Origin of the sequence: Kitasatospora sp. NPDC094019, assembly GCF_044764505.1 — a bacterium.
Taxonomy (GTDB): Bacteria; Actinomycetota; Actinomycetes; order Streptomycetales; family Streptomycetaceae; genus Kitasatospora.
The window spans coordinates 329,464-349,500 of sequence record NZ_JBIWIF010000010.1 but is presented as its reverse complement, the minus strand read 5'-3'; the positions used below and the strand labels follow the sequence as shown (position 1 = coordinate 349,500).

20 protein-coding genes are annotated in these 20,037 nt (G+C 72.9%); 12 read left to right on the top strand and 8 right to left on the bottom strand.

Translation table 11 applies throughout. The features are described from left to right. The first annotated feature begins 175 nt into the window (after nucleotides 1-175). Genes ACIQ9P_RS24165 through ACIQ9P_RS24155 form a run of 3 tightly spaced genes read left to right on the top strand, consistent with a single transcriptional unit; the run spans nucleotide 176 to nucleotide 3,755 of the window. Nucleotides 176-544: a WXG100 family type VII secretion target gene (locus tag ACIQ9P_RS24165; RefSeq protein WP_402359698.1), complete on the top strand. Its 369-nt coding sequence runs from the start codon at nucleotides 176-178 to the stop codon at nucleotides 542-544. Then, nucleotides 541-2,709 carry a DUF6571 family protein gene (locus ACIQ9P_RS24160; protein WP_402359695.1) on the top strand — a complete coding sequence of 723 codons (2,169 nt, stop codon included), beginning with the start codon at nucleotides 541-543 and terminating at the stop codon, nucleotides 2,707-2,709. Before ACIQ9P_RS24165 ends, ACIQ9P_RS24160 begins: the two co-directional genes overlap by 4 nt. Then, entirely contained in the window at nucleotides 2,706-3,755 is a 1,050-nt protein-coding gene (locus ACIQ9P_RS24155; protein WP_402359692.1) for a hypothetical protein, read from the top strand. Before ACIQ9P_RS24160 ends, ACIQ9P_RS24155 begins: the two co-directional genes overlap by 4 nt. An 87-nt stretch (nucleotides 3,756-3,842) precedes the next feature. On the opposite strand, the gene fabI is transcribed toward ACIQ9P_RS24155, so the two are convergent. Together fabI and fabG are read right to left on the bottom strand one after the other, a co-directional pair. Next, nucleotides 3,843-4,610: an enoyl-ACP reductase FabI gene (fabI, locus tag ACIQ9P_RS24150; RefSeq protein WP_402359689.1), complete on the bottom strand. Its 768-nt coding sequence runs from the start codon at nucleotides 4,608-4,610 to the stop codon at nucleotides 3,843-3,845. Between the two features lie 3 nt (nucleotides 4,611-4,613). Then, on the bottom strand, nucleotides 4,614-5,336 hold the full coding sequence (gene fabG, locus ACIQ9P_RS24145; protein WP_402359686.1) for a 3-oxoacyl-[acyl-carrier-protein] reductase: 723 nt from the start codon (nucleotides 5,334-5,336) through the stop codon (nucleotides 4,614-4,616). A 370-nt stretch (nucleotides 5,337-5,706) separates the two neighbouring features. Between fabG and ACIQ9P_RS24140 the strand changes: the two genes are divergently transcribed. The 6 genes from ACIQ9P_RS24140 (at nucleotide 5,707) to ACIQ9P_RS24115 (ending at nucleotide 11,727) form a co-directional block, all read left to right on the top strand. Next, nucleotides 5,707-6,852: an MBL fold metallo-hydrolase gene (locus ACIQ9P_RS24140; RefSeq protein ID WP_402359683.1), complete on the top strand. Its 1,146-nt coding sequence runs from the start codon at nucleotides 5,707-5,709 to the stop codon at nucleotides 6,850-6,852. 256 nt (nucleotides 6,853-7,108) lie between these two features. Further along, a complete protein-coding gene (locus ACIQ9P_RS24135) occupies nucleotides 7,109-8,680 on the top strand; it encodes a TldD/PmbA family protein (protein ID WP_402359680.1) in 1,572 nt (523 codons plus the stop codon). Further along, nucleotides 8,680-10,083 carry a metallopeptidase TldD-related protein gene (locus ACIQ9P_RS24130; protein ID WP_402359677.1) on the top strand — a complete coding sequence of 468 codons (1,404 nt, stop codon included), beginning with the start codon at nucleotides 8,680-8,682 and terminating at the stop codon, nucleotides 10,081-10,083. Before ACIQ9P_RS24135 ends, ACIQ9P_RS24130 begins: the two co-directional genes overlap by 1 nt. 25 nt (nucleotides 10,084-10,108) lie before the next feature. Then, nucleotides 10,109-10,663, top strand: coding sequence for an RNA 2'-phosphotransferase (locus ACIQ9P_RS24125; protein ID WP_402359674.1), 555 nt, complete (start codon nucleotides 10,109-10,111; stop codon nucleotides 10,661-10,663). A gap of 117 nt (nucleotides 10,664-10,780) precedes the next feature. Next, nucleotides 10,781-11,170 carry a DUF3099 domain-containing protein gene (locus ACIQ9P_RS24120; RefSeq protein ID WP_402359672.1) on the top strand — a complete coding sequence of 130 codons (390 nt, stop codon included), beginning with the start codon at nucleotides 10,781-10,783 and terminating at the stop codon, nucleotides 11,168-11,170. A 323-nt stretch (nucleotides 11,171-11,493) separates the two neighbouring features. After that, nucleotides 11,494-11,727 carry a hypothetical protein gene (locus ACIQ9P_RS24115; protein WP_043478631.1) on the top strand — a complete coding sequence of 78 codons (234 nt, stop codon included), beginning with the start codon at nucleotides 11,494-11,496 and terminating at the stop codon, nucleotides 11,725-11,727. 29 nt (nucleotides 11,728-11,756) lie between these two features. Here ACIQ9P_RS24115 and moaA read toward each other — a convergent pair whose 3' ends face one another. From moaA to ACIQ9P_RS24095, 4 genes are all read right to left on the bottom strand, one after another. Continuing rightward, nucleotides 11,757-12,746 (bottom strand): GTP 3',8-cyclase MoaA, encoded by a 990-nt coding sequence (gene moaA / locus ACIQ9P_RS24110; RefSeq protein WP_402359669.1) that lies wholly within the window; start codon nucleotides 12,744-12,746, stop codon nucleotides 11,757-11,759. Between the two features lie 95 nt (nucleotides 12,747-12,841). After that, nucleotides 12,842-14,452 carry a cation acetate symporter gene (locus ACIQ9P_RS24105; protein WP_402359666.1) on the bottom strand — a complete coding sequence of 537 codons (1,611 nt, stop codon included), beginning with the start codon at nucleotides 14,450-14,452 and terminating at the stop codon, nucleotides 12,842-12,844. Then, nucleotides 14,449-14,805, bottom strand: coding sequence for a DUF485 domain-containing protein (locus ACIQ9P_RS24100; protein ID WP_402359664.1), 357 nt, complete (start codon nucleotides 14,803-14,805; stop codon nucleotides 14,449-14,451). Before ACIQ9P_RS24100 ends, ACIQ9P_RS24105 begins: the two co-directional genes overlap by 4 nt. 276 nt (nucleotides 14,806-15,081) lie before the next feature. After that, entirely contained in the window at nucleotides 15,082-16,125 is a 1,044-nt protein-coding gene (locus tag ACIQ9P_RS24095) for a zinc-dependent alcohol dehydrogenase family protein (protein ID WP_402359661.1), read from the bottom strand. Nucleotides 16,126-16,328: 203 nt separating this feature from the next. On the opposite strand from ACIQ9P_RS24095, the gene ACIQ9P_RS24090 reads away from it, so the two are divergent. Then, nucleotides 16,329-17,327, top strand: coding sequence for a DEDDh family exonuclease (locus tag ACIQ9P_RS24090; protein ID WP_402359658.1), 999 nt, complete (start codon nucleotides 16,329-16,331; stop codon nucleotides 17,325-17,327). Nucleotides 17,328-17,358: 31 nt separating this feature from the next. Then, nucleotides 17,359-18,156, top strand: coding sequence for an SURF1 family protein (locus tag ACIQ9P_RS24085; RefSeq protein ID WP_402359655.1), 798 nt, complete (start codon nucleotides 17,359-17,361; stop codon nucleotides 18,154-18,156). A 117-nt stretch (nucleotides 18,157-18,273) separates the two neighbouring features. On the opposite strand, the gene trxA is transcribed toward ACIQ9P_RS24085, so the two are convergent. After that, nucleotides 18,274-18,606, bottom strand: coding sequence for a thioredoxin (trxA, locus tag ACIQ9P_RS24080; protein WP_402359652.1), 333 nt, complete (start codon nucleotides 18,604-18,606; stop codon nucleotides 18,274-18,276). Nucleotides 18,607-18,609: 3 nt separating this feature from the next. Beyond that, complete coding sequence (locus ACIQ9P_RS24075) at nucleotides 18,610-19,053, bottom strand: MerR family transcriptional regulator (RefSeq protein WP_402359649.1); 444 nt, start codon at nucleotides 19,051-19,053, stop codon at nucleotides 18,610-18,612. Nucleotides 19,054-19,197: 144 nt separating this feature from the next. Here ACIQ9P_RS24075 and ACIQ9P_RS24070 point away from each other — a divergent pair, with 144 nt between their 5' ends. Next, a complete protein-coding gene (locus tag ACIQ9P_RS24070) occupies nucleotides 19,198-19,971 on the top strand; it encodes an SDR family oxidoreductase (RefSeq protein ID WP_402359646.1) in 774 nt (257 codons plus the stop codon). Nucleotides 19,972-20,037 lie beyond the last annotated feature (66 nt).

Below are 20,037 nucleotides of genomic sequence, written 5' to 3'. Positions count from 1 at the left end.
CCGCCGACCGGGCCGCGGGCACCGGGGCCCCGGACACCGGGGCCGGGGCGGCCCCGGCTCCGGTGTCCGCACCCGCACGCGCCTTGCGGGAGCCCGCTTTTGGCGTGCTAACGTCCCCAGAAAATTCGCGAACGGCCGGTCTCCGGCCGGGTGTGGACCACAACGGGGAGAAGTGATGGCGGATCCGGACCTGAAGCCGAGCCAGGGACCGGGCGGGGGGCCCACCAAGGTGTCGACGGGCGCGCTGGACAAGGCGGCCACCTCGCTCGACGGCATCGCGACCGACAGCACCGCGGCCGGGAAGACCGCCGACGAGTCGACCGAGGCCGCCGCCGGCAAGCTGAGCGGCTGGGACACCGCCGCCGCCCTGCGCGGAGCGGTCAAGGAGTGGCACGAGCAGGTCTCGCAGCTCAACGGCCGGCTCAACCAGGAAGCCGGCATGATGCGGCAGACCCACACCAACTACCTGAACGTCGAACACGGCATCGCCTCGTCGTTCGGCGGGAACGGCACGCCGTTCGCCACGAACGGAGTGGGCGGATGAGCCTGCTCGGCTTCGAGGACGTCATGAAGGCGGACCCGTCCGCGATGGCCAGGGCCGTCGCCGACTGGACCGAGATGGCCCGCAAGTACCAGGGCGTCCAGCAGCGGCTGGAGAGCGAGGTCCTCTCCGTCACCGGCGGCCAGGGCCTCTGGTTCGGCTCCACCGCCTCGGCCGCCAACCTGCACGTCACCGTCACCCGGCAGCAGAGCGTCGACGCGCAGACCGAGGCCAAGGCCGTCGCCTCGATCATCAAGGACGCCCAGGGCGACTTCGAGTCCGCGCAGAAGAAGCTCAGGCAGACCGTCACCGACGCCCAGGCCGACGGCATGAAGGTGACCGGCACCGGCAACGTCCTGTTCGACGTCGGCGCCCTCTCCCAGGAGGAGCGCGACTACTACCACCACGACCCGGACTACCGGCAGTCCCGGCAGGAGGCCGCCGGCCAGTGGTCCCGGAAGATCACGATCTTCCTGGAGGAGGCGACCGCCGCCGACCAGCGGGCCGCCCTCCAACTGCGCCGCGCCGCCAAGGTCGGCGACACCTCGAACCAGTTCAACGGCCAGGCCGTCGGCGGCGGCGACGAGGCCGACGGCCGCCGCGCCGCCGAACTCGCGGCCCGGCTCAAGGACGGCAAGACCCTCAGCCCGGAGGAGCTCGCCGAGCTCAACAACCTGATGAAGGCGAACTCCGGCAGCCCCGTCTACGGCCAGACCCTGCTCAACACGCTCGGCCCCGAGGGCACCCTGCTGCTCGCCGACGAGCTGGAGGTCCGGCTCAACAAGCCCGACGGCAAGCTCAAGGGCGAGTACGGCGAACTGCAGACCAACCTCGCCAACACCATCGCCGGCGCCACCCGGGACCCGAACAGCAAGTTCTACCAGGACTTCCGCAAGGGCCTCCAGGAAGCCGGCGTCAAGAACATCAACGCCGGCCACTTCGGCGGCAAGAGCGAACCGGTCTACGGCTACCAGACCCTCGCCACGCTGCTCCAGCACGGCAACGCCGGCTACGGCAAGGAGTTCCTGAACGACCTCGGCACCGACATCGTCGCCGCCGAGCGCAAGGACAAGAACCGCTGGTCCGCGCACCAGTTCAACGGCCCGCGCCCGGACCTCGTGTACGACCCCGTGGACGGCGTGCTCAAGCTGATGGGCCAGAACCCGGACGCCGCCACCCTGTTCCTGGACCCGAAGTCGCCCGGCGCCGAGGACCGCCTCAAGTACCTGCTGCGCGACCGCGAGTGGCCCACCACGTACATGAACCCCCTGTACGGCGCGCCGATCGTCGACAAGGCCACCCATCAGGAGGGCCTCGCCGCCGCCCTGGAGGCCGCCGCCACCGGCGACGTCCCCGGCGACGGCACCCACACCGGCGGCCCCCACACCCCGGCCCAGGCGCGGGTGATGCAGGGCGCGATCGACGCCCTGGACGGGGACGGCAAGGGCAGCGAGATCCACGACGACCTGAAGATGCCGCTCGCCAACGCGCTGTCGGACTATGTGGAGGACACGCACCTGATCCTCAGCGAGGATGTCAGTAACGTTCAGCACGACGGTGCCTGGGAGAAGAACGGCGAGGGCCACCTCGGCGGCAGCTCCGACCACCTCGTCCGGGTGATGCGCGGCGTCGCCGACGACCCGGAGGCGTACGCCACGCTGTACGCCGCCGAACGAGCCAAGGCCGCCGATGCTCTGGCCGTCCTCCCCGCCGATCCGCAGCACGCCCCGGAGGACCGGGACATCCCGGCCCGGCAGGTCGGCACGGCACTCGGCGCCTACGACGCGATCCGGACCTCCGTCATCCTGGACGAGAAGGACGACCGGATGGACTGGGCCGAGAAGACCGGTGACTTCGCCTCCACGATGAACGGCACCGTGTCCGGGTTCATCCCCGAGGTCGGAGACATCGCGGGCGGCCTCGTCGACCTCGGCATCTCCGAGTGGACCGACAACATCAAGGAGGACGCCCAGAACGCGGGCAACTCCAAATCCGCCGACGCTCACTACGCCGCACTCACCCAGGGCAAGGCCATGGCGGCGGGCTGGGGCGACGCACATCACGCCGACCCGAAGACGACCAGCGTGGTGGCCCAGGAACTGGGCACCGGCCACACCACCGGTCATGCGAACGCCATGAGCGCCCTCGGACGGAACGGCCAGAAGTGAAGCTTTCCCGACGTACCCGGGCCGTCGTCGCGGGCGTGCTGGTCCTCGCCCTCGGCGCGGGCGGCTTCGCGATCTGGCGCTGGACCAACCTGTTCCTCCCGGGCCGGCTCTGCGACGGCGCCGTCGCGGCCAAGGACGTCCAGCAGGTCCTGGGCAGCGGCAGGATCGAGGTCGTGCAGAGCCGCCTGCCGAAGGACCGCACCGACCCGGAAGGCCGTTGCGTGATCCGGGTCAGGGGCGGCGCCGACCTCACCCTCCAGACCCACGGTGTCCAACGCGCCGACGACCGCAGTCCCGTCGATCCCGCGATGTCGCAGCCGGACCGGGGGCCGCTCGGCGCGTTCGGCAACGACACCGGCTGGCTGGTGCTCCCGGCAGGCTGCCGGAAGGCTCCCGGAAGTACGGACGCCTTCCCGGACCGGACTGCCGACATCCTCGGTGCGGACGTGCGCCATCGCGGCAAGCACGACCTCATGTGGCAGGACCAGCCGTCCAAGGAGACGCCGGACCGGGAGGCCCGCGCCACCCTCGCGCGGCTCGCCGCCGACTTCGGTTCGGCCCTCGCCAAGTCGTCAGGCTGCGGCCCCGCCGACGTACCGGACATGCACCTCACCGCGCCCGGCCCGGCTGTCACTCCGGCGACCGACGGGCAGCTCTGCGGCCTTCCGGGCGTCGGGACCGGCCGGAATCTGCCGGAACTCGCCCAGCGGGTCAGCGATCCGGCGGCGCCACTGCAGTCCTGCTGGGTCTACAGCCAGATCATGTCCGAGCCCGCGCTCCGCTTCACCGTCACCGCCGACAGCCGCTATCCGACCTTCGTCGCCAGGCGGAAGAACCTCGACTCGCCCCTGCCGAGCGGTTGGCGCGGCACGGGCTCGGACGGTGCCGTGCACGCGCAATGCGGCAACGACGACCTCCTGTTCCACCTGTCCGGGCGGTCCGACCTCGTCACTCCCGGCCCCTCGGCCTTCAGCACTCCGCTGTTCACCTCCTGGGTGAACGCCGTGGCCGCGCAGCGCGGCTGCAAGCCGGTCGCGCCGGAGTAGCACCGTCCGGAAACGCCGCTGCCCGGCGCCCCCTCCTGCGAGGGGGCGCCGGGCAGCGGCGTTCGTACCTGTGACCCGCCGGAGGCGTCAGGCGCCGATGGCGTGCAGGCCGCCGTCGACGTGGACGATCTCGCCGGTGGTCTTCGGGAACCAGTCCGACAGCAGGGCGACGACGCCGCGGCCGGCCGGCTCCGGGTCGCTCAGGTCCCACTTCAGCGGGGAACGGACGTCCCAGGTGGCGGCGAGGTCCCCGAAGCCCGGGATGGACTTGGCGGCCATCGAGCCGATCGGTCCGGCCGAGACCAGGTTGCAGCGGATGTTCCGCTCGCCCAGGTAGCGCGCCAGGTAGCGGTTGGTCGACTCCAGGGCGGCCTTCGCCGGGCCCATCCAGTCGTACTGCGGCCAGGCGAACTGGGCGTCGAAGGTGAGGCCGACGACCGCGCCGCCGTCCTGCATCAGCGGCAGCAGCGCCGTGGTGAGCGACTTCAGCGAGTACGCCGAGACGTGCATGGCGGTGGCCACGGACTCCCACGGCGTGTTCAGGAAGTTGCCGCCCAGGGCGTCCTGCGGGGCGAAGCCGATCGAGTGGACGATGCCGTCCAGGGTCGGCAGGTGCTCGCGCACCCGGTCGGCGATGCCGGCCAGCTGCTCCTCGCTGGACACGTCCAGCTCCAGCACCTTGACCGGGTTCGGCAGCTTCTTCGCGATGCGCTCGGTCAGGCTCGGCCGGGGGAAGGCGGTGAGGATGACCTCGGCGCCCTGCTCCTGGGCCAGCTTGGCGGTGTGGAAGGCGATGGAGGACTCCATCAGTACACCCGTGATCAGGATGCGCTTGCCCTCAAGAATTCCGCTCATGACTCAGTGACCCATGCCCAATCCGCCGTCCACGGGAATGACGGCTCCGGTGATGTACGCGGCCTCGTCCGAACCGAGGAACCGCACGGTGGAAGCGACCTCGGCGGGCGCCGCGTAACGGCCCAGCGGCACGCCGGCGACGATCTCCGCGCGGCGCTCGTCGGTGAGCACCGCGGTCATGTCGGTGTCCACGAAGCCGGGGGCGACCACGTTGACGGTGATGTTGCGCGGGCCCAGCTCGCGCGCCAGCGAGCGGGCGAAGCCGACCAGGCCGGCCTTGGACGCGGCGTAGTTGGCCTGGCCCGGGGAGCCGGAGAAGCCGACGACCGAGGAGATCAGCACGATCCTGCCCTTGCGGGCGCGCATCATCAGCTTGGACGCGCGCTTCACCACGCGGAAGGTACCGGTGAGGTTGGTGTCCAGGACGGAGGTGAACGCCTCCTCCGACATCCTCAGCAGCAGGGTGTCGTTGGTGATGCCGGCGTTGGCGACCAGGATCTCGATCGCGCCGCCGTGCGCGGCCTCGATCTCGGTCAGCGCGGCGTCGACCTGGGCACTGTCGGTGATGTCGCAGCGCACCGCGAGCACGTCGTACTTGGCCAGCTGCTCGGGGACCTCACCCGACCGGCTGGTGATGGCGACCTTGTCGCCCGCCTCGGCGAAGGCCAGGGCGATCGCGAGGCCGATGCCCCGGTTGCCTCCGGTGACGAGAACCGAGCGGCTCAACGATCCACCTCTCTCCGTTGTGTGCGCACGCCGTGTGTCCGCGTACCACTCCGTGATGTCCGCGCACGTCGAAACGATGTACGCGGTGCGACGCTATCGGTCGGCCCGGCGCGGCGACGAATCGGGCTCCCACAGCGCAGCACCGGTGGAACTGTCGGTATCCGACAATCCGGCCCGGGGCTGTTTTCCCGCCGTTCGCGCATGTGGCGGGGCCGTATTGTCGTGTCCACTGAGCCGCACGTCCGGGAACCCGGCAGCGGGGCACGCCCGTTGTGCCCCCTGGTGCGGCACGAGCCGGGGCCGCCGCACCGGGGCCGACCCGGGCCCACGGCCGGACACGGGCCCCGGCGACGACGATGCGGAGCGCGGAATGAGCGAGGCACAGGCCGGGACGACCCACCGGCGCGGACGACTGGTGGCCCTGGCCGCACTGGCGGCCGGCGCGGGAGCGGTCGCCTGGGCACTGCGCGACCTGCCGGCGGCCTTCGGGCGGCGGCCGGACGGTGAGCGGGAGGAGCGGCTGCGCAACTCCCCGCAGTACCGCGACGGCGTCTTCCACAACGCGCCCTCCGAGCTGGCCCGGCCGGCCGCCCAGGCGGGCATCGACGTGGAGACGGTGCGCCGGGCGCTGTTCCAGCGCGACGGCCGCACGCCGAGCCGCCCGGTGCCCACGGTCCGCCCGGCGGAGGCCGCCGGACCGGCGGCCGAGGGTGTGGCGGTCACCTGGTACGGGCACGCCTCGGCGCTGGTCGAGGTCGAGGGCGCGCGGGTGCTGCTCGACCCGATCTGGAGCGAGCGGTGCTCCCCCGCCGCGCAGGTCGGCCCGCGCCGGCTGCACCCGGTGCCGGTGGAGCTGGAGGAGCTGCCGCAGGTCGACGCGGTGCTGATCTCGCACGACCACTACGATCACCTGGACATGGCGACCGTGCGGCGGCTGGTGCGCAGCCAGTCCGCGCCGTTCGCGGTGCCGCTCGGCATCGGCGCCCACCTGCGCCGCTGGGGTGTCCCCGAGCACCGGATCATCGAGCTGGACTGGAACGAGACCTGCACGCTGGGCGATCTCACGGTGACGCTGACCTCGGCCCACCACTTCTCCGGCCGGGGTCTGACCCGCAACACCACGCTCTGGGGCTCCTGGGTGATCGCCGGCCCGAACCGCCGGGTCTACTACACGGGCGACTCCGGCTACTTCGAGGGCTACGCGCGGATCGGCGCCGAGCACGGCCCGTTCGACGCGGCGCTGGTGCAGGTCGGCGCGTACGACCCGGCCTGGGCCGACATCCACATGACGCCGGAGGACGCCGTCCTCGCCCACCGCGAGCTGGACGCCGGGCTGCTGGTGCCGGTGCACTGGTGCACCTTCAACCTGGGGCTGCACCCGTGGGCCGAGCCGATCGAGCGGCTGCTGGTGGCGGCCAAGGAGCACGGCGTGCCGCTGGCGGTGCCGCGTCCGGGCGAGCGGGTGGACGTCGACAGCCCGCCGGAGCCGGACGGCTGGTGGGAGGGCGTCGCCTGAACCGGGAGGTCTCCTGAGCCGGGGGCTCTCCCGGACCGGGACGTCACCTGAACCAGGAGGTCGCCCGAACCGGACGCCTCCCGGGCCGGACGGAACGCGAGGGCCGACGGCGGAAGGACCGGGGCGGAAGGGGCCGGCCGGGGCCACGCCGGAGGAATGCGCTGGCCGAAACCCCTCTGACGGGCCATGATGCCGTGCGGGCACCCCCGTTCACCCGGGGGTCCTGCACCACCGTCCCCCCGATCAGGGAGCCCGATTGCCTCCGCTGCCCCCGACCAGCACGTCCCCGGCCCCCGGCGGCGCCGGCCCGCGCGCCGTCGACCCGCTCTTCCTCGGCCTGCCGCTGCGCGCCCTCGCCGACGCCGCCCTCACCCGGGCCCGTGAACTCGGCGTCACCCACGCCGACTTCCGCCTGGAGCGGGTGCGCAGCGCCTCCTGGCGGCTGCGCGACGCCCGCCCGGCCGGCACCTCCGACAGCGTCCAGCTCGGCTTCGCCGTCCGGGTGCTGCTGGACGGCGCCTGGGGCTTCGCCGCCGGGGTGGACCTCACCCCGGACGCGGCGGCGCGGGTGGCCGAGCAGGCCGTCGCGGTGGCCCGGCTGTCCGGCGGGATCAGCCGCGCGGCGGGGTCGAAGGAGCGGGTGGAACTGGCCCCGGAGCCGGTGCACCGGGACGTCACCTGGGTCTCCGCGTACGAGCTGAACCCCTTCGAGGTGCCGGACGCCGAGAAGACGGAGCTGCTCGCCGGGTGGAGCTCCCGGCTGCTGGCCGCCGAGGGCGTCTCGCACGTCCAGGCGACCCTGCTGACCGTGCAGGAGAACAAGTTCTACGCGGACACCGCCGGTACCGTCACCACCCAGCAGCGGATCCGGCTGCACCCGGAGCTGGAGGCCACCTCGGTCGACGGGAGCACCGGCGCCTTCGAGTCGATGCGCACCCTGGCCCCGCCGGTGGGGCGCGGGTGGGAGTACCTGACCGGCCGCGGCTGGGACTGGGACGCCGAACTCGCCGAACTGCCCGTCCTGCTGGCCGAGAAGATGCGGGCGCCGAGCGTCGAACCGGGCCGTTACGACCTGGTGATCGACCCGTCCAACCTGTGGCTGACCATCCACGAGTCGATCGGCCACGCCACCGAGCTGGACCGCGCGCTCGGGTACGAGGCCGCCTACGCGGGCACCTCCTTCGCCACCTTCGACAAGCTCGGCTCGCTGGAGTACGGCTCCGGGCTGATGCACGTCACCGGCGACCGCACCGCCGAACACGGCCTGTCCACCATCGGCTACGACGACGAGGGGGTGGCCGCGCAGTCCTGGGACCTGGTCAAGGACGGGGTGCTGGTCGGCTACCAGCTCGACCGGGCGATGGCCGGCCTCAAGGGCCTCGGACGGTCCAACGGCTGCGCCTTCGCCGACTCCCCCGGACACGTGCCGGTGCAGCGGATGGCGAACGTCTCGCTCCGGCCCGCCGCCGACGGCCCGTCCACCGAGGGCCTGTTCGCGGACGTCGAGAACGGCCTCTACATCGTCGGCGACCGCTCCTGGTCGATCGACATGCAGCGGTACAACTTCCAGTTCACCGGGCAGCGCGCCTTCGCCATCCGCAACGGCGAACTCGCCGGTCAGGTCAAGGACTTCGCCTACCAGGCGACCACCACCGACTTCTGGGGCTCGATGACGGCCGTCGGCGGCCCGCAGACCTATGTGCTCGGCGGCGCCTTCAACTGCGGCAAGGCGCAGCCCGGCCAGGTCGCCGCGGTCAGCCACGGCTGCCCCTCGGCGCTGTTCCGGAACGTCAATGTGCTCAACACCCAGCAGGAGGCGGGTCACTGATGGCCGCGACGCAGCCCCACGAACTCGTCGAACTCGCGCTCGGCCTCTCCCGCGCCGACGGCTGCGTGGTGATCGCCGACGAGGAGTCGACCGCCAATCTGCGCTGGGCCGGCAACGCCCTCACCACCAACGGTGTCACCCGGGGCCGGCGGCTCACCGTGGTCGCCACGGTGGACGGCGCCGAGGGCACCGCCTCCGGCGTGGTCTCCCGGGAGGCCGTCGTCGCCGAGGAGGTGGCCGGGCTGGTCCGGGCCGCCGAGGAGGCCGCCCGCGCGGCCGGTCCGGCCGAGGACGCCCGGCCCCTGGTCAGCGCCGCCGGGCAGGCGCCCTCGCCGGACTTCACCGCGCCGCCCGCGGAGACCTCGATCGAGGTGTTCGCGCGGTTCGCGCCCGCCCTCGGCCGGGCCTTCGCCGACGCCGCCGGGCGGGGTGAACTCCTCTACGGCTTCGCCCGGCACGAGCTGGTCACCAGCTACCTGGGCACCTCCACCGGCCTGCGGCTGCGGCACGACCAGCCGACCGGCACGGTCGAGCTGAACGCCAAGACCGCCGACCTGTCCGGCTCGGCCTGGGTCGGCGCCGCCACCCGGGACTTCGCCGACGTGGACGTCACGGCGCTGCACGCCGAGGCGACCCGGCGGCTCGGCTGGGGCGCCCGGCGGATCGACCTGCCGGCCGGCCGCTACGAGACGCTGCTGCCGCCGTCGGCCGTCGCCGACCTCATGATCCATCTGACCTGGTCGTCCGGCGGCCGGGACGCCGTCGAGGGCCGGACGGTGTTCTCCCGGCCCGGCGGCGGCACCCGGATCGGTGACAAGCTGGCCGGACTGCCGCTGACCCTGCGCTCCGACCCGGCCGAACCGGGCCTGGAGTGCGCGCCGTTCGTGCTGGCGCACGCGAGCGAGGACGAGTCCTCGGTGTTCGACAACGGCCTGCCGCTGACCGCCACCGACTGGATCCGCGACGGCGAACTGGCCTCCCTGGTCACCAGCCGCCACTCGGCCGCGCTGGGCGGCCTGCCGGTCCGCCCGGCGGTCGACAACCTCGTCCTGGAGGCGGCCGACCGGGAGGCCGCGCCGACCCTGGAGGAGATGATCGCCCGTACCGAGCGCGGTCTGCTGCTCACCTGCCTCTGGTACATCCGCGAGGTGGACCCGGCGACGCTGCTGCTGACCGGCCTGACCCGGGACGGCGTCTACCTGGTGGAGAACGGCGAGGTGGTCGGGGCGGTCAACAACTTCCGCTTCAACGAGTCGCCGGTGGACCTGCTCGGCCGGATCACCGAGGTGGGCCGGACGGAGCGCTGCCTGCCGCGCGAGTGGAGCGACTGGTTCACCCGGACGGCGATGCCGCCGGTCCGGGTCGCGGGATTCAACATGAGTTCGGTCAGCCAGGCTTCGTAGCCCGGCGGCCGACGAGGGGGGATCGATGGGGTCGGACGAGAAGCGCGTGGTCCGGACGAGCAAGATGCTGTCGCGGATCCTGCGGCACGAGCCGGAGCGGGCCGGGATCACCCTGGACCCGGCCGGCTGGGTGCGGGTGGACGTCCTGCTCACCGCACTGGCGGCCGGGGGCACCCGGCTGACCCGGGCGGAGCTGGACCACGTGGTGGCGACGAACAACAAGCGCCGCTTCGCCTACTCGCCGGACGGCCTGTCGATCCGGGCCAGCCAGGGGCACACGGTGGCGGTCGACCTCGGTCTGGCCGCCACCGAGCCCCCGCCGGTGCTGTTCCACGGCACGGCGGACCGGAGCCTGGGGGCGATCCTCCGGGAGGGGCTGCGTCCGATGGCCCGGCAGGACGTCCACCTGTCCGCGGAGGCCGACACCGCGACCCGGGTGGGCTCCCGGCACGGCCGTCCGGTGGTGCTGCTGGTGGACGCGGCCGGGATGGCCGCCGCGGGCCACGAGTTCCGGGTGAGCGCCAACGGGGTCTGGCTGACGGACGTGGTGCCGCCGGAGTACCTCTCCCGGCGTCTTTGAGGCGTGTCCGCCGACCCGGTCTCCCCGTACGCCCGGTCCGGGCGTACGGTGAGGAGGCCGGGCGGCGAGGAGGCCGGGCGGCGAGGCGCGCGGGTGCTGGACAAGGGCGGTAGCGACATGGGCAAGAGCACCGGGGCCGGACAGGTCCACCGGATCACGGGGGCCCGCAGCAGCCTCAGCGAGGACGTCCGGGGCCGCCAGCGCCGCTACGTGGCGTCGATGCTGCTGCGGACGGTCTGCGTCCTGCTCGCGGTGGTGCTGTGGGACGTGCAGCGGTGGCTGGCACTGGCGGCGCTGGCGGGCGGGGTGCTGCTGCCGTACTTCGCAGTGCTGCTCGCCAACGCGGGCCGGGAGCGCGCGCCGGGGCTGCCGTCCACCTTCGACGTGCCGCCGGAAACGCCGCTGATGCTGGGCCCCGGCGGCACCGGTGGCCGCGGGGCGAATGTGACGCACGGTGCCGATGGGGCGGGCCGTGTGCCCACCGATTCTTCACAGAGTCGGAGCTGAGCGACCGTTTTACCCTGCTTTCCCCCTCTTGCCGTAGTGGAAAGCTCAAAAGAAGCTCAGATTAATCATGCAAGACCTCCCCATACCCGGCCCGGACCGTGACATACTGCGTACGCGCTCCGCATCCCCCGTCGGAGCGACGGACCGACGCCGGGCGGCTCCCCCCGTGGCTGCCCGGCGTCGCCATGTGTTCTCCGGGTCCGGCCCCGCCGCCCGAGCACCCTCCTCCCGGCGGAGCGGCTGCGGAGCGTGACAGACTGGCGGTGACGAGCCCCCGCCGATCTCCCGCCGATCCATCGCCGACCGCCCGAGGACGAACTCCGATGCTGCTCCCCGACGCCCCTCAGCCGCAGACCCCGATCTGCTCCGCCAAGGGCTGCCGCGCGGACGCCGTCTGGGTCCTGGTCTGGAACAACCCCAAGCTGCACACCCCGGACCGGCGCAAGACCTGGCTCGCCTGCGACGAGCACCGCGAGCACCTCTCCCAGTTCCTGGGCGTCCGCGGCTTCCTCAAGGAGGTCCTCCCCTTCGCCGGGTGGACCCCCGACGCGGACTGAGGAACTGCCGCCGGGCCCGGCGGCAGGGCTCAGCCGCCGATCGCCGACATCGGGCGGACCGGCTGGTGGAAGTCGGGGCCGTCGATCCCGGCACCGGCCTTCTTGCCCCACATCGCCGTGCGCCAGCGGGCGGCGAGCTCGGCGTCGTCCGCGCCGGAGCGCAGGGCGGTGCGCAGATCGGTCTCGCCGGTGGCGAAGAGGCAGTCGCGGACCTGGCCGTCGGCGGTGAGCCGGGTGCGGTCGCAGGCGCGGCAGAACGGGCGGGTCACCGAGGCGATCACCCCGACCCGGCCCGGCCCGCCGTCCACCAGCCAGCGTTCGGCGGGAGCCGCGCCCCGGGTGGCGGAGGGTTCGGGGGTGAGGTCGAAGCGGGCGGACAGCCGGTCCAGGATCTCCTCGGCGGTGATCATCGAGGAGCGGTCCCAGCCGTGCTGGGCGTCCAGCGGCATCTGCTCGATGAACCGCAGCTCGTAGCCGCGCTCCAGGCACCAGGCGAGCAGCGCGGGCGCCTCGTCCTCGTTGACCCCGCGCATCAGCACCGCGTTGAGCTTGACCGGGGTGAGCCCGGCGGCCTCGGCGGCGGCCAGGCCGTCCAGGACGTCCTGGTGGCGGTGGCGCCGGGTGAGGGTGTGGAAGGTGTCCGGGTCGAGGGTGTCGAGCGAGACGTTGACCCGGTCCAGGCCGGCCTCGCGCAGCGCCGCCGCCGTCCGGGCGAGGCCGATGCCGTTGGTGGTGAGCGAGAGTTCGGGGCGCGGGTCGAGCGCGGCGCACGCCTGGACGATGCCGACCAGTCCGGGGCGCAGCAGCGGCTCGCCGCCGGTGAAGCGGACCTCCTGGACACCGAGGTCGCGCACCGCGACCGTCACCAGCCGGACGATCTCCTCGTCGGTGAGCAGGTCGGGCTTGGCCAGCCACTGCAGGCCCTGCTCGGGCATGCAGTAGGTGCAGCGCAGATTGCACCGGTCCGTGAGGGAGACCCGGAGGTCGACGGCGCGGCGGCCGAAGGTGTCGAGCAGCACGGCGGTCCCTTCCCGAGTAGAGGTGCCGCCCGGAGAGCGGCCGGCCCGGCCACCCGTCACGGCGGGGCCGGGCCAGCTTAATCATCACCTGTTCGTCAGTGGGCGCCCAGCCCGGTCAGCGAGCGGACCTCCAGTTCAGCGTACTTCGCCGGGTCGGCCTCCTCACGGGAGAGCACGGTGCCGAGCCAGCCCGCGAGGAATCCGACCGGGATCGAGACCAGGCCGGGGTTCTCCAGCGGGAACCAGTGGAAGTCGGAGTGCGGGAAGAGCGAGTTCTTCCCGCCGGAGACCACCGGCGAGAAGACCACCAGCAGCACCGAGCTGACCAGTCCGGCGTAGACGGAGCTGACCGCGCCGACCGTGTTGAACCGCTTCCAGAACAGCGAGAACAGCAGGGTGGGCAGGTTCGCCGAGGCGGCGACCGCGAAGGCCAGGGCGACCAGGGCGGCGGTGTTGAGCTTGTCGGCGAACAGGCTCAGCACGATCGCCACCGCGCCGATCCCGGCGGCGGCCCACTTGGCCACGTACACCTCCTGGTGCTCGGACACCTTGCCGCGCCGGATCACGTTGGCGTAGAGGTCGTGGGCGAAGGAGGCCGAGGAGGCGAGGGTCAGCCCGGCGACCACGGCCAGGATGGTGGCGAAGGCGACCGCCGAGATCACCGCGAGCAGCACGGCGCCGCCGGTGGTGCCCGCGCCGCCGCCCAGGTTCTCGGCGAGCAGCGGGGCCGCGGTGTTGCCCGCCGCGTTGGACGCCTTGATGGTCTTCGGGCCGACCAGCGCGGCGGCGCCGAAGCCCAGGGCGAGCGTCATCAGGTAGAAGCCACCGATGATGCCGATCGCCCAGAGCACGGACTTCCGGGCCGCCTTGGCGGTGGGCACGGTGTAGAAGCGGACCAGGATGTGCGGCAGGCCGGCGGTGCCCAGCACCAGCGCGAGGCCGAGGCTGAGGAAGTCGAGCTTGCTGGTGCCGGTGGCCCCGTACTTCAGCCCCGGCTCCAGGAAGGCGTTGGCCTTCCCGCTGGCGTCGGCGGCGGCGCCGAGCAGGCTGGAGATGTTGAAGTGGTACTTGGCCAGCACCAGGAAGGTCATCAGCGCGGTGCCGGCGATCAGCAGCACGGCCTTGACGATCTGCACCCAGGTGGTGCCCTTCATACCCCCTATGGCGACGTAGAGGACCATCAGCGCGCCCACCGCGACGATGGTCCAGCGCTTGGCACCGTCTCCGCTGACCCCGAGGAGCAGGGCGACCAGGCTGCCGGCGCCGACCATCTGGGCGAGCAGGTAGAAGATCGACACCACGATGGTGGAGATGCCGGCGGCGGTGCGCACCGGGCGCTGGCGCATCCGGAAGGCCAGCACGTCGGCCATGGTGTAGCGGCCCGAGTTGCGCAGCGGTTCGGCGACCAGCAGCAGGGCGACCAGCCAGGCGACCAGGAAGCCGATCGAGTACAGGAAGCCGTCGTAGCCGAACAGCGCGATGGCGCCGGCGATGCCGAGGAACGAGGCCGCGGACATGTAGTCGCCGGAGATGGCGAGGCCGTTCTGGAATCCGGAGAAGCTCCGGCCGCCGGCGTAGAAGTCGGCGGCGTCCTTGGTCTGGCGGCCGGCCCAGACGGTGATGCCGAGGGTGGTGAGCACGAAGATCCCGAACAGGGTCATCGTGAGGCCGCGGTGGTCGGTGGCGGCTGTGGCGAGCAGGTTCATTCGGCGGCCTCCCTGGGGGCGTGGACGACGGCGCCGCGCGCCTCACGGATGGCGGCCGCGGGCGGGTCCAGCCTCCGGGCGGCGTAGCGCGCGTACCAGGCCGCGATGGCGAAAGTGGTCAAGAACTGCAGCAGTCCGAGCACGAGGGCGACATTGATGTGCCCGACGACCTGGGTGCCCATCAGGCCGGGGGCGTAGCTGGAGAGCAGGACGTAGAGCAGGTACCAGAGCACGAAACCGATGGTGACCGGAAACGCGAAGCTCCGGAACGAGGACCTGAGCGCACGGAACTCCGCGCTCTCCTCGATGAGTTGGGTTTCGGCGGCAGTGGTGTCGATCGGCGGCGATTCCACTCTGACTCCTCACTCGTTCGGCGTAGTGGTCGCACCAGTGGAACGATCGGACGTGAGCGACGTCACAGTCCGGATGCGCGCCGCGCAATGCTAGGAGGGTGGCGCGTAAGCCGAAAGGGTTTGACCGTGACCAGCCAGACGTTCACCCCTCTGCACTAACCGATTGGCCGAAAACCACCGTATCCGGGCAAACGAAAGGGGCGGCACCGGCCATTTCGGTGCCGCCCCGACATCCGTCAGGACCCTTCGTCGGAGGCCCCGCCGAGGGCCTCCGGATCAGAACTCGATCCGCACCTTCAGCGCGGAGCGGTCGGTCATGGCCCGGTAGCCGTCCGGAACACCGTCCAGGTCCACCGTGCGGTCGAAGACCAGACCCGGCTCGATGGCACCGGAGAGGACGTCCTCCAGCAGCTCGGGGATGTAGGCGCGGGCCGGCGCGACGCCACCGTTGAGCGAAACGTTCCGGCCGAACATCTGACCGATGTCCACACCCGCGCTGCCGCCGTGCGGCACGCCCACGTAACCGACCGCGCCGCCGTCGCGGGCGATCGACACCGCGGTGCGCATCGACTCCTCGGTGCCGACCGCCTCCAGCACGGCGTGCGCGCCCTGCCCGCCGGTCAGCTCGCGCACCGCCTCGATCGCCGCCTCGCCGCGCTCGGCGACCACGTCGGTCGCGCCGAACCGGCGCGCCAGGTCCGTCCGGGCGGCGTGCCGGCCCAGCGCGATGATCCGCCCGGCGCCCAGCCGGTGCGCCGCCAGCACCCCGCACAGGCCGACCGCGCCGTCCCCGACCACCGCGACCGTGGAGCCCGCCCGGACCCGCGCCGAGACCGCCGCGTGGTGGCCGGTCGCCATCACGTCCGACAGCGCCAGCAGGCCAGGCAGCAGCTTCTCGTCACCCAGCGCCTCCTTGGGCAGCTTCACCAGGGTGCCGTCCGCGAACGGCACCCGCACCGCCTCGCCCTGTCCGCCGTCCGAGCCGACCTCGCCCCAGAAGCCGCCGTGCGGGCAGGAGGTCTGCAGACCCTCGCGACAGAAGTCACAGGTGCCGTCCGACCAGACGAACGGCGCCACCACCAGGTCGCCCCGGCGGAAGTCCCGGACCTCGGCGCCGGCCTCCTCGACCACGCCGAGGAACTCGTGCCCGATCCGCTGACCGGCCACCCGGGAGGCGACACCGCGGTACGCCCACAGGTCGCTGCCGCAGATGCAGGCGTTCACCACCCGCACCACGACGTCGGTCGGCTGCTGGACGACCGGGTCCGGCACCTGCTCGATCCGGATGTCGTTGGGACCGTGGATGACCGTGGCGCGCATGAGGGTTCGTCCTTCGCAGAGGTGTCCGCAGGGGTGGCGCGGACGACCGGAAAACAATCGACCAGATGTACGACGACTGCACCGTCCACTCTATTCCGGCCGGTCCCGGGCAACATTCCGAACGACGGCCGGCAGCGCCGGAGCGGGACGGACCCGGCCGGACCGCCCGCCGCGGCCGTCGGCGGGCCGTATTCTGTTGCACCATGTACGCGATCCAGCCCGAGACCCCCGGCGCAGCTCCGCGGACCGCCCCCCTCCCGGCTCAGCGGTCCAGCGCGCCCGCCGACGGCTTCGCGGTGGTGGACGTCGAGACCACCGGCCTCGGCCGGACGGACCGCGTCATCTCGGCGGGCGTCTACCAACTGGACGAGGAGGGCGAGGTCACCGACCACTGGTACACCCTCGTCAACCCGGAGCGCGACCCCGGCCCGGTCTGGATCCACGGCCTCACCGGCGACCAGCTGGCCGGCGCCCCCACCTTCCCGGAGATCGCCGGCGAGTTCGCCGAGCGGCTGCGCGGCCGGGTGCTGGTCGCCCACAACGCGCTCTTCGACTGGAACATGATCTCCCGCGAGTTCTCCCGGGCCGGCCTGCACGCCCCGGTCGACCACCGGCTGTGCACCATGGTGCTCGCCCGCGACCTGCGGCTGCCGCTGCCCAACGGCAAGCTCTCCTCGCTCGCCGCGTACTTCGGCGTCCAGCAGCGCCAGGCGCACAACGCGCTGGACGACGCCCGGGTCCTCGCCGAGGCGTTCCGCCCCAGCCTGCACCTGGCCCGCTCGGGGGGCGTTCCGCTGCCGCTCCAGTCCTGTGTGGCCGTCACCGACCTCGGCGACGACACGCCCGCCTCCCCCTCCCGGGCCTCCTGGACCGGCGCGTCCTACCGCCAGGCCAAGAAGCGGCCGCCGTGCCCCTACCCCAACCCGGGGCGCTGGGAGGACGGCAAGCCGCTGCTCCAGGGCATGCGGGTGGCCTTCACCGGCGACACCGCCACCGACCGCGAGCTGCTGGAGGACCGCGCCGTCGAGGCCGGCCTGCACATCGCCACCTCGGTGAGCCGCCTCACCAGCCTGCTGGTGACCAACGAACCGGGCAGCTGGAGCGGCAAGGCCCGCCGGGCCCGCGAGCTCGGCACCCCGGTCGTCGGCGAGGACGCCTTCCTCCAACTGCTGCGCGAGGTCGCCCCGCACCCCGGTGCGTGAGCCGGTTGTGAACAGGGCGTACCGTGCCCATGTGTACCGTTTTCTGCTCTCCCGGCGCTGGCTGATCACCCTGCTGATCGCCCTGCTGCTGATCCCCGCGACCGTCCGGCTGGGGTTCTGGCAGCTGCACCGCCACGAGGCGCGGGTGGACCGCAACGAGCTGATCGCCCGGTCCCTCACCGACCCGCCCGTGCCGTTCGACACACTGTCGGCGGCGCCCGGCTTCGCCGTCCCCAAGGACCTCACCTGGCGGGCCGTGACGGCCACCGGGCAGTACGACCCTGCGCACGAGTTCGTGGTCCGCAAGCGGACCGACTCCAGCGGGGACAAGATCGGCTACTTCGTGATCACCCCGCTGGTGCTCGCCGACGGCGCGGGGACCGTCCTGGTCAACCGGGGCTGGGTGGCCTCCGGCACCTCCGCCACCGAGTACCCCGCGATCCCGGCCGCCCCGGCCGGCCAGGTCGCCCTGACCGGCCGGATGCGCGCCGACGAGGCCGCCGGCGGCAGTCTCAAGGACCGGGCCGGACTGCCGGACCGGCAGTTCAACCTGATCAGCTCCACCCAGCAGGCCAAGGACACCGGCGCCGGTCTGCTCGGCGGCTACCTGGAACTCACCGCCACCGAGCCCGCCCCGGCCGACCAGCCGGAGCTGCTGCCCGAGCCCAACCACTCCGACATCGGGCCGCACATGGCGTACGCGATCCAGTGGTGGCTGTTCACCGCCCTGATCCCGGTCGGGTTCGTGGTGATGGCCCGGCGCGAGGCCAAGGACCGGCGCAAGGAGGCCGCCGAGACCGAGGGCCTCCCGGTCGCCGTCCCGGCCTGACACCGTGAGGTCCGGCCGCCCCGGCCCCCGACGGCACGGACGGCACGGACGCCCCTGAGACCTCTGACACTCCGGCGGTCCGGCGGTCCCGTTGCCCCCGGCGTCCGCGAGCGCCGGCTAGAGCGCGTCCTCCAGGTCCCGCAGCAGCCGGGCCTTGGCCCGCGCGCCGACCACCGACTTCACCGGCTCGCCGCCGCGGAACAGCATCAGCGTCGGCATCGACAGCACCCCGTACGCCGCCTGGGTCTCCGGATTGTGGTCCACGTCCAGACTGACCACCGTCAGCCGGTCCGCCTCCTCCCGGGCGATGTCCGCCAGGACGGGCGCCATCTGGCGGCACGGCGGGCACCAGTCCGCCGTGAAGTCCACCAGCACCGGCCCCTCGGCCGCCAGCACCTCGGTGGCGAAGGTCTCGTCCGTGACCGTCGCCACTCCCGCGATCCGCATCATCTGCTACCTCTCCCCTGTCATCCGGTCGGGGACCGCCGTTGCGGCCCACTCGCACTGCGGCGGCTCCGCGGCCGCCCCGGCCGCCAGCGCGTCGCGCTCCCGCTCGGCCCGGGCGAACTGCTCCGACACCTGGGAACGGACCTCCTGCAACCGGGCGATGCACTCGTCCAGCTCGGACAGCTTCTTCCGGTAGACCTCCAGCGAGGCCGGGCAGGAGTCGCCGTGCGGATGCCCCGCCTGCAGGCACTCGACGAACGGCCTGGTCTCCTCCAGCCCGAAGCCGAAGTCCTGGAGCGTGCGGATCTGCCGCAGCAGCCGCACGTCCTCCTCCCCGTACGCGCGGTACCCGTTGCCGGCCCGACGGGCCGGGAGCAGCCCGAGCTGCTCGTAGTACCGCAGTGCCCGGGTGGTCGTCCCCGCCCGCCTCGCCAGTTCACCGATCCGCATGTCCGGACCCTGCCCTTCCGGCAGCCGTTCGAACGCCGCCGGGACCGACGGTAGACCTTGACGCCGACGTCAACGCCAGCGACGGCGGCCCTCCCCCGCCGCGCCCCCTACCTCCCGCCCGGGCCCACCCGGCAGGATGTCCCCATGGATCTTGGACTGCAGCACAAGGTGTACGTGGTCACCGGGGCGACCCGGGGACTGGGCCTGGCGACCGCCCGCGAACTCGCCGCCGACGGCGCCCGGGTGCTGGTCACCGGTCGCGGCGCGGCGGCCGTCGACGCCGCCGTGGCCGAACTCGCCGCCCTCGGCGGCGGACCGGACCGGGTGGCCGGGCTGGTGGCCGACAACGCCGACCCGGGCACCGCCGAGCGGCTGGTCGCCGCGGCCGTCGAACGCTTCGGCCGCCTCGACGGCGTCCTGATCAGCGTCGGCGGACCGCAGGCCGGGCCGGTCGCCACCGCCCCCGAGGAAGCCTGGCGGGACGCCTTCGAGTCGGTCTTCCTCGGTGCCCTGCGGATCGCCCGCGCCGCCGCCGCGACGCTGGGCGACGGCGGGGTGATCGGCTTCGTGCTCTCCGGCTCGGTCCGCGAGCCGATCGCCGGCCTCGGCATCTCCAACGGCCTGCGCCCGGGCCTGGCGATGGCCGCCAAGTCGCTGGCCGACGAGCTCGGGCCGCGCGGCATCCGGGTGGTGGGCCTGCTCCCGGCCCGGATCGACACCGACCGGGTCCGTGAGCTGGACGCGCTCGGCGGCGACGCGGCGGCCTCCCGCGCCCGCCACAGTGCCGCGATCCCGCTCGGCCGCTACGGCACCCCGGAGGAGTTCGGCAAGGTCGCGGCGTTCCTGCTCTCCCCCGCCGCCTCCTACCTCACCGGGGTGATGGTCCCCGTCGACGGCGGCGCCCTGCGCGGCCTCTGAGCGGCCCGAGCGCCCCGGGGTGGACCGGGCCGGCCCGGGGTGGTCCGGGCGGTTCGGGTGACTCCG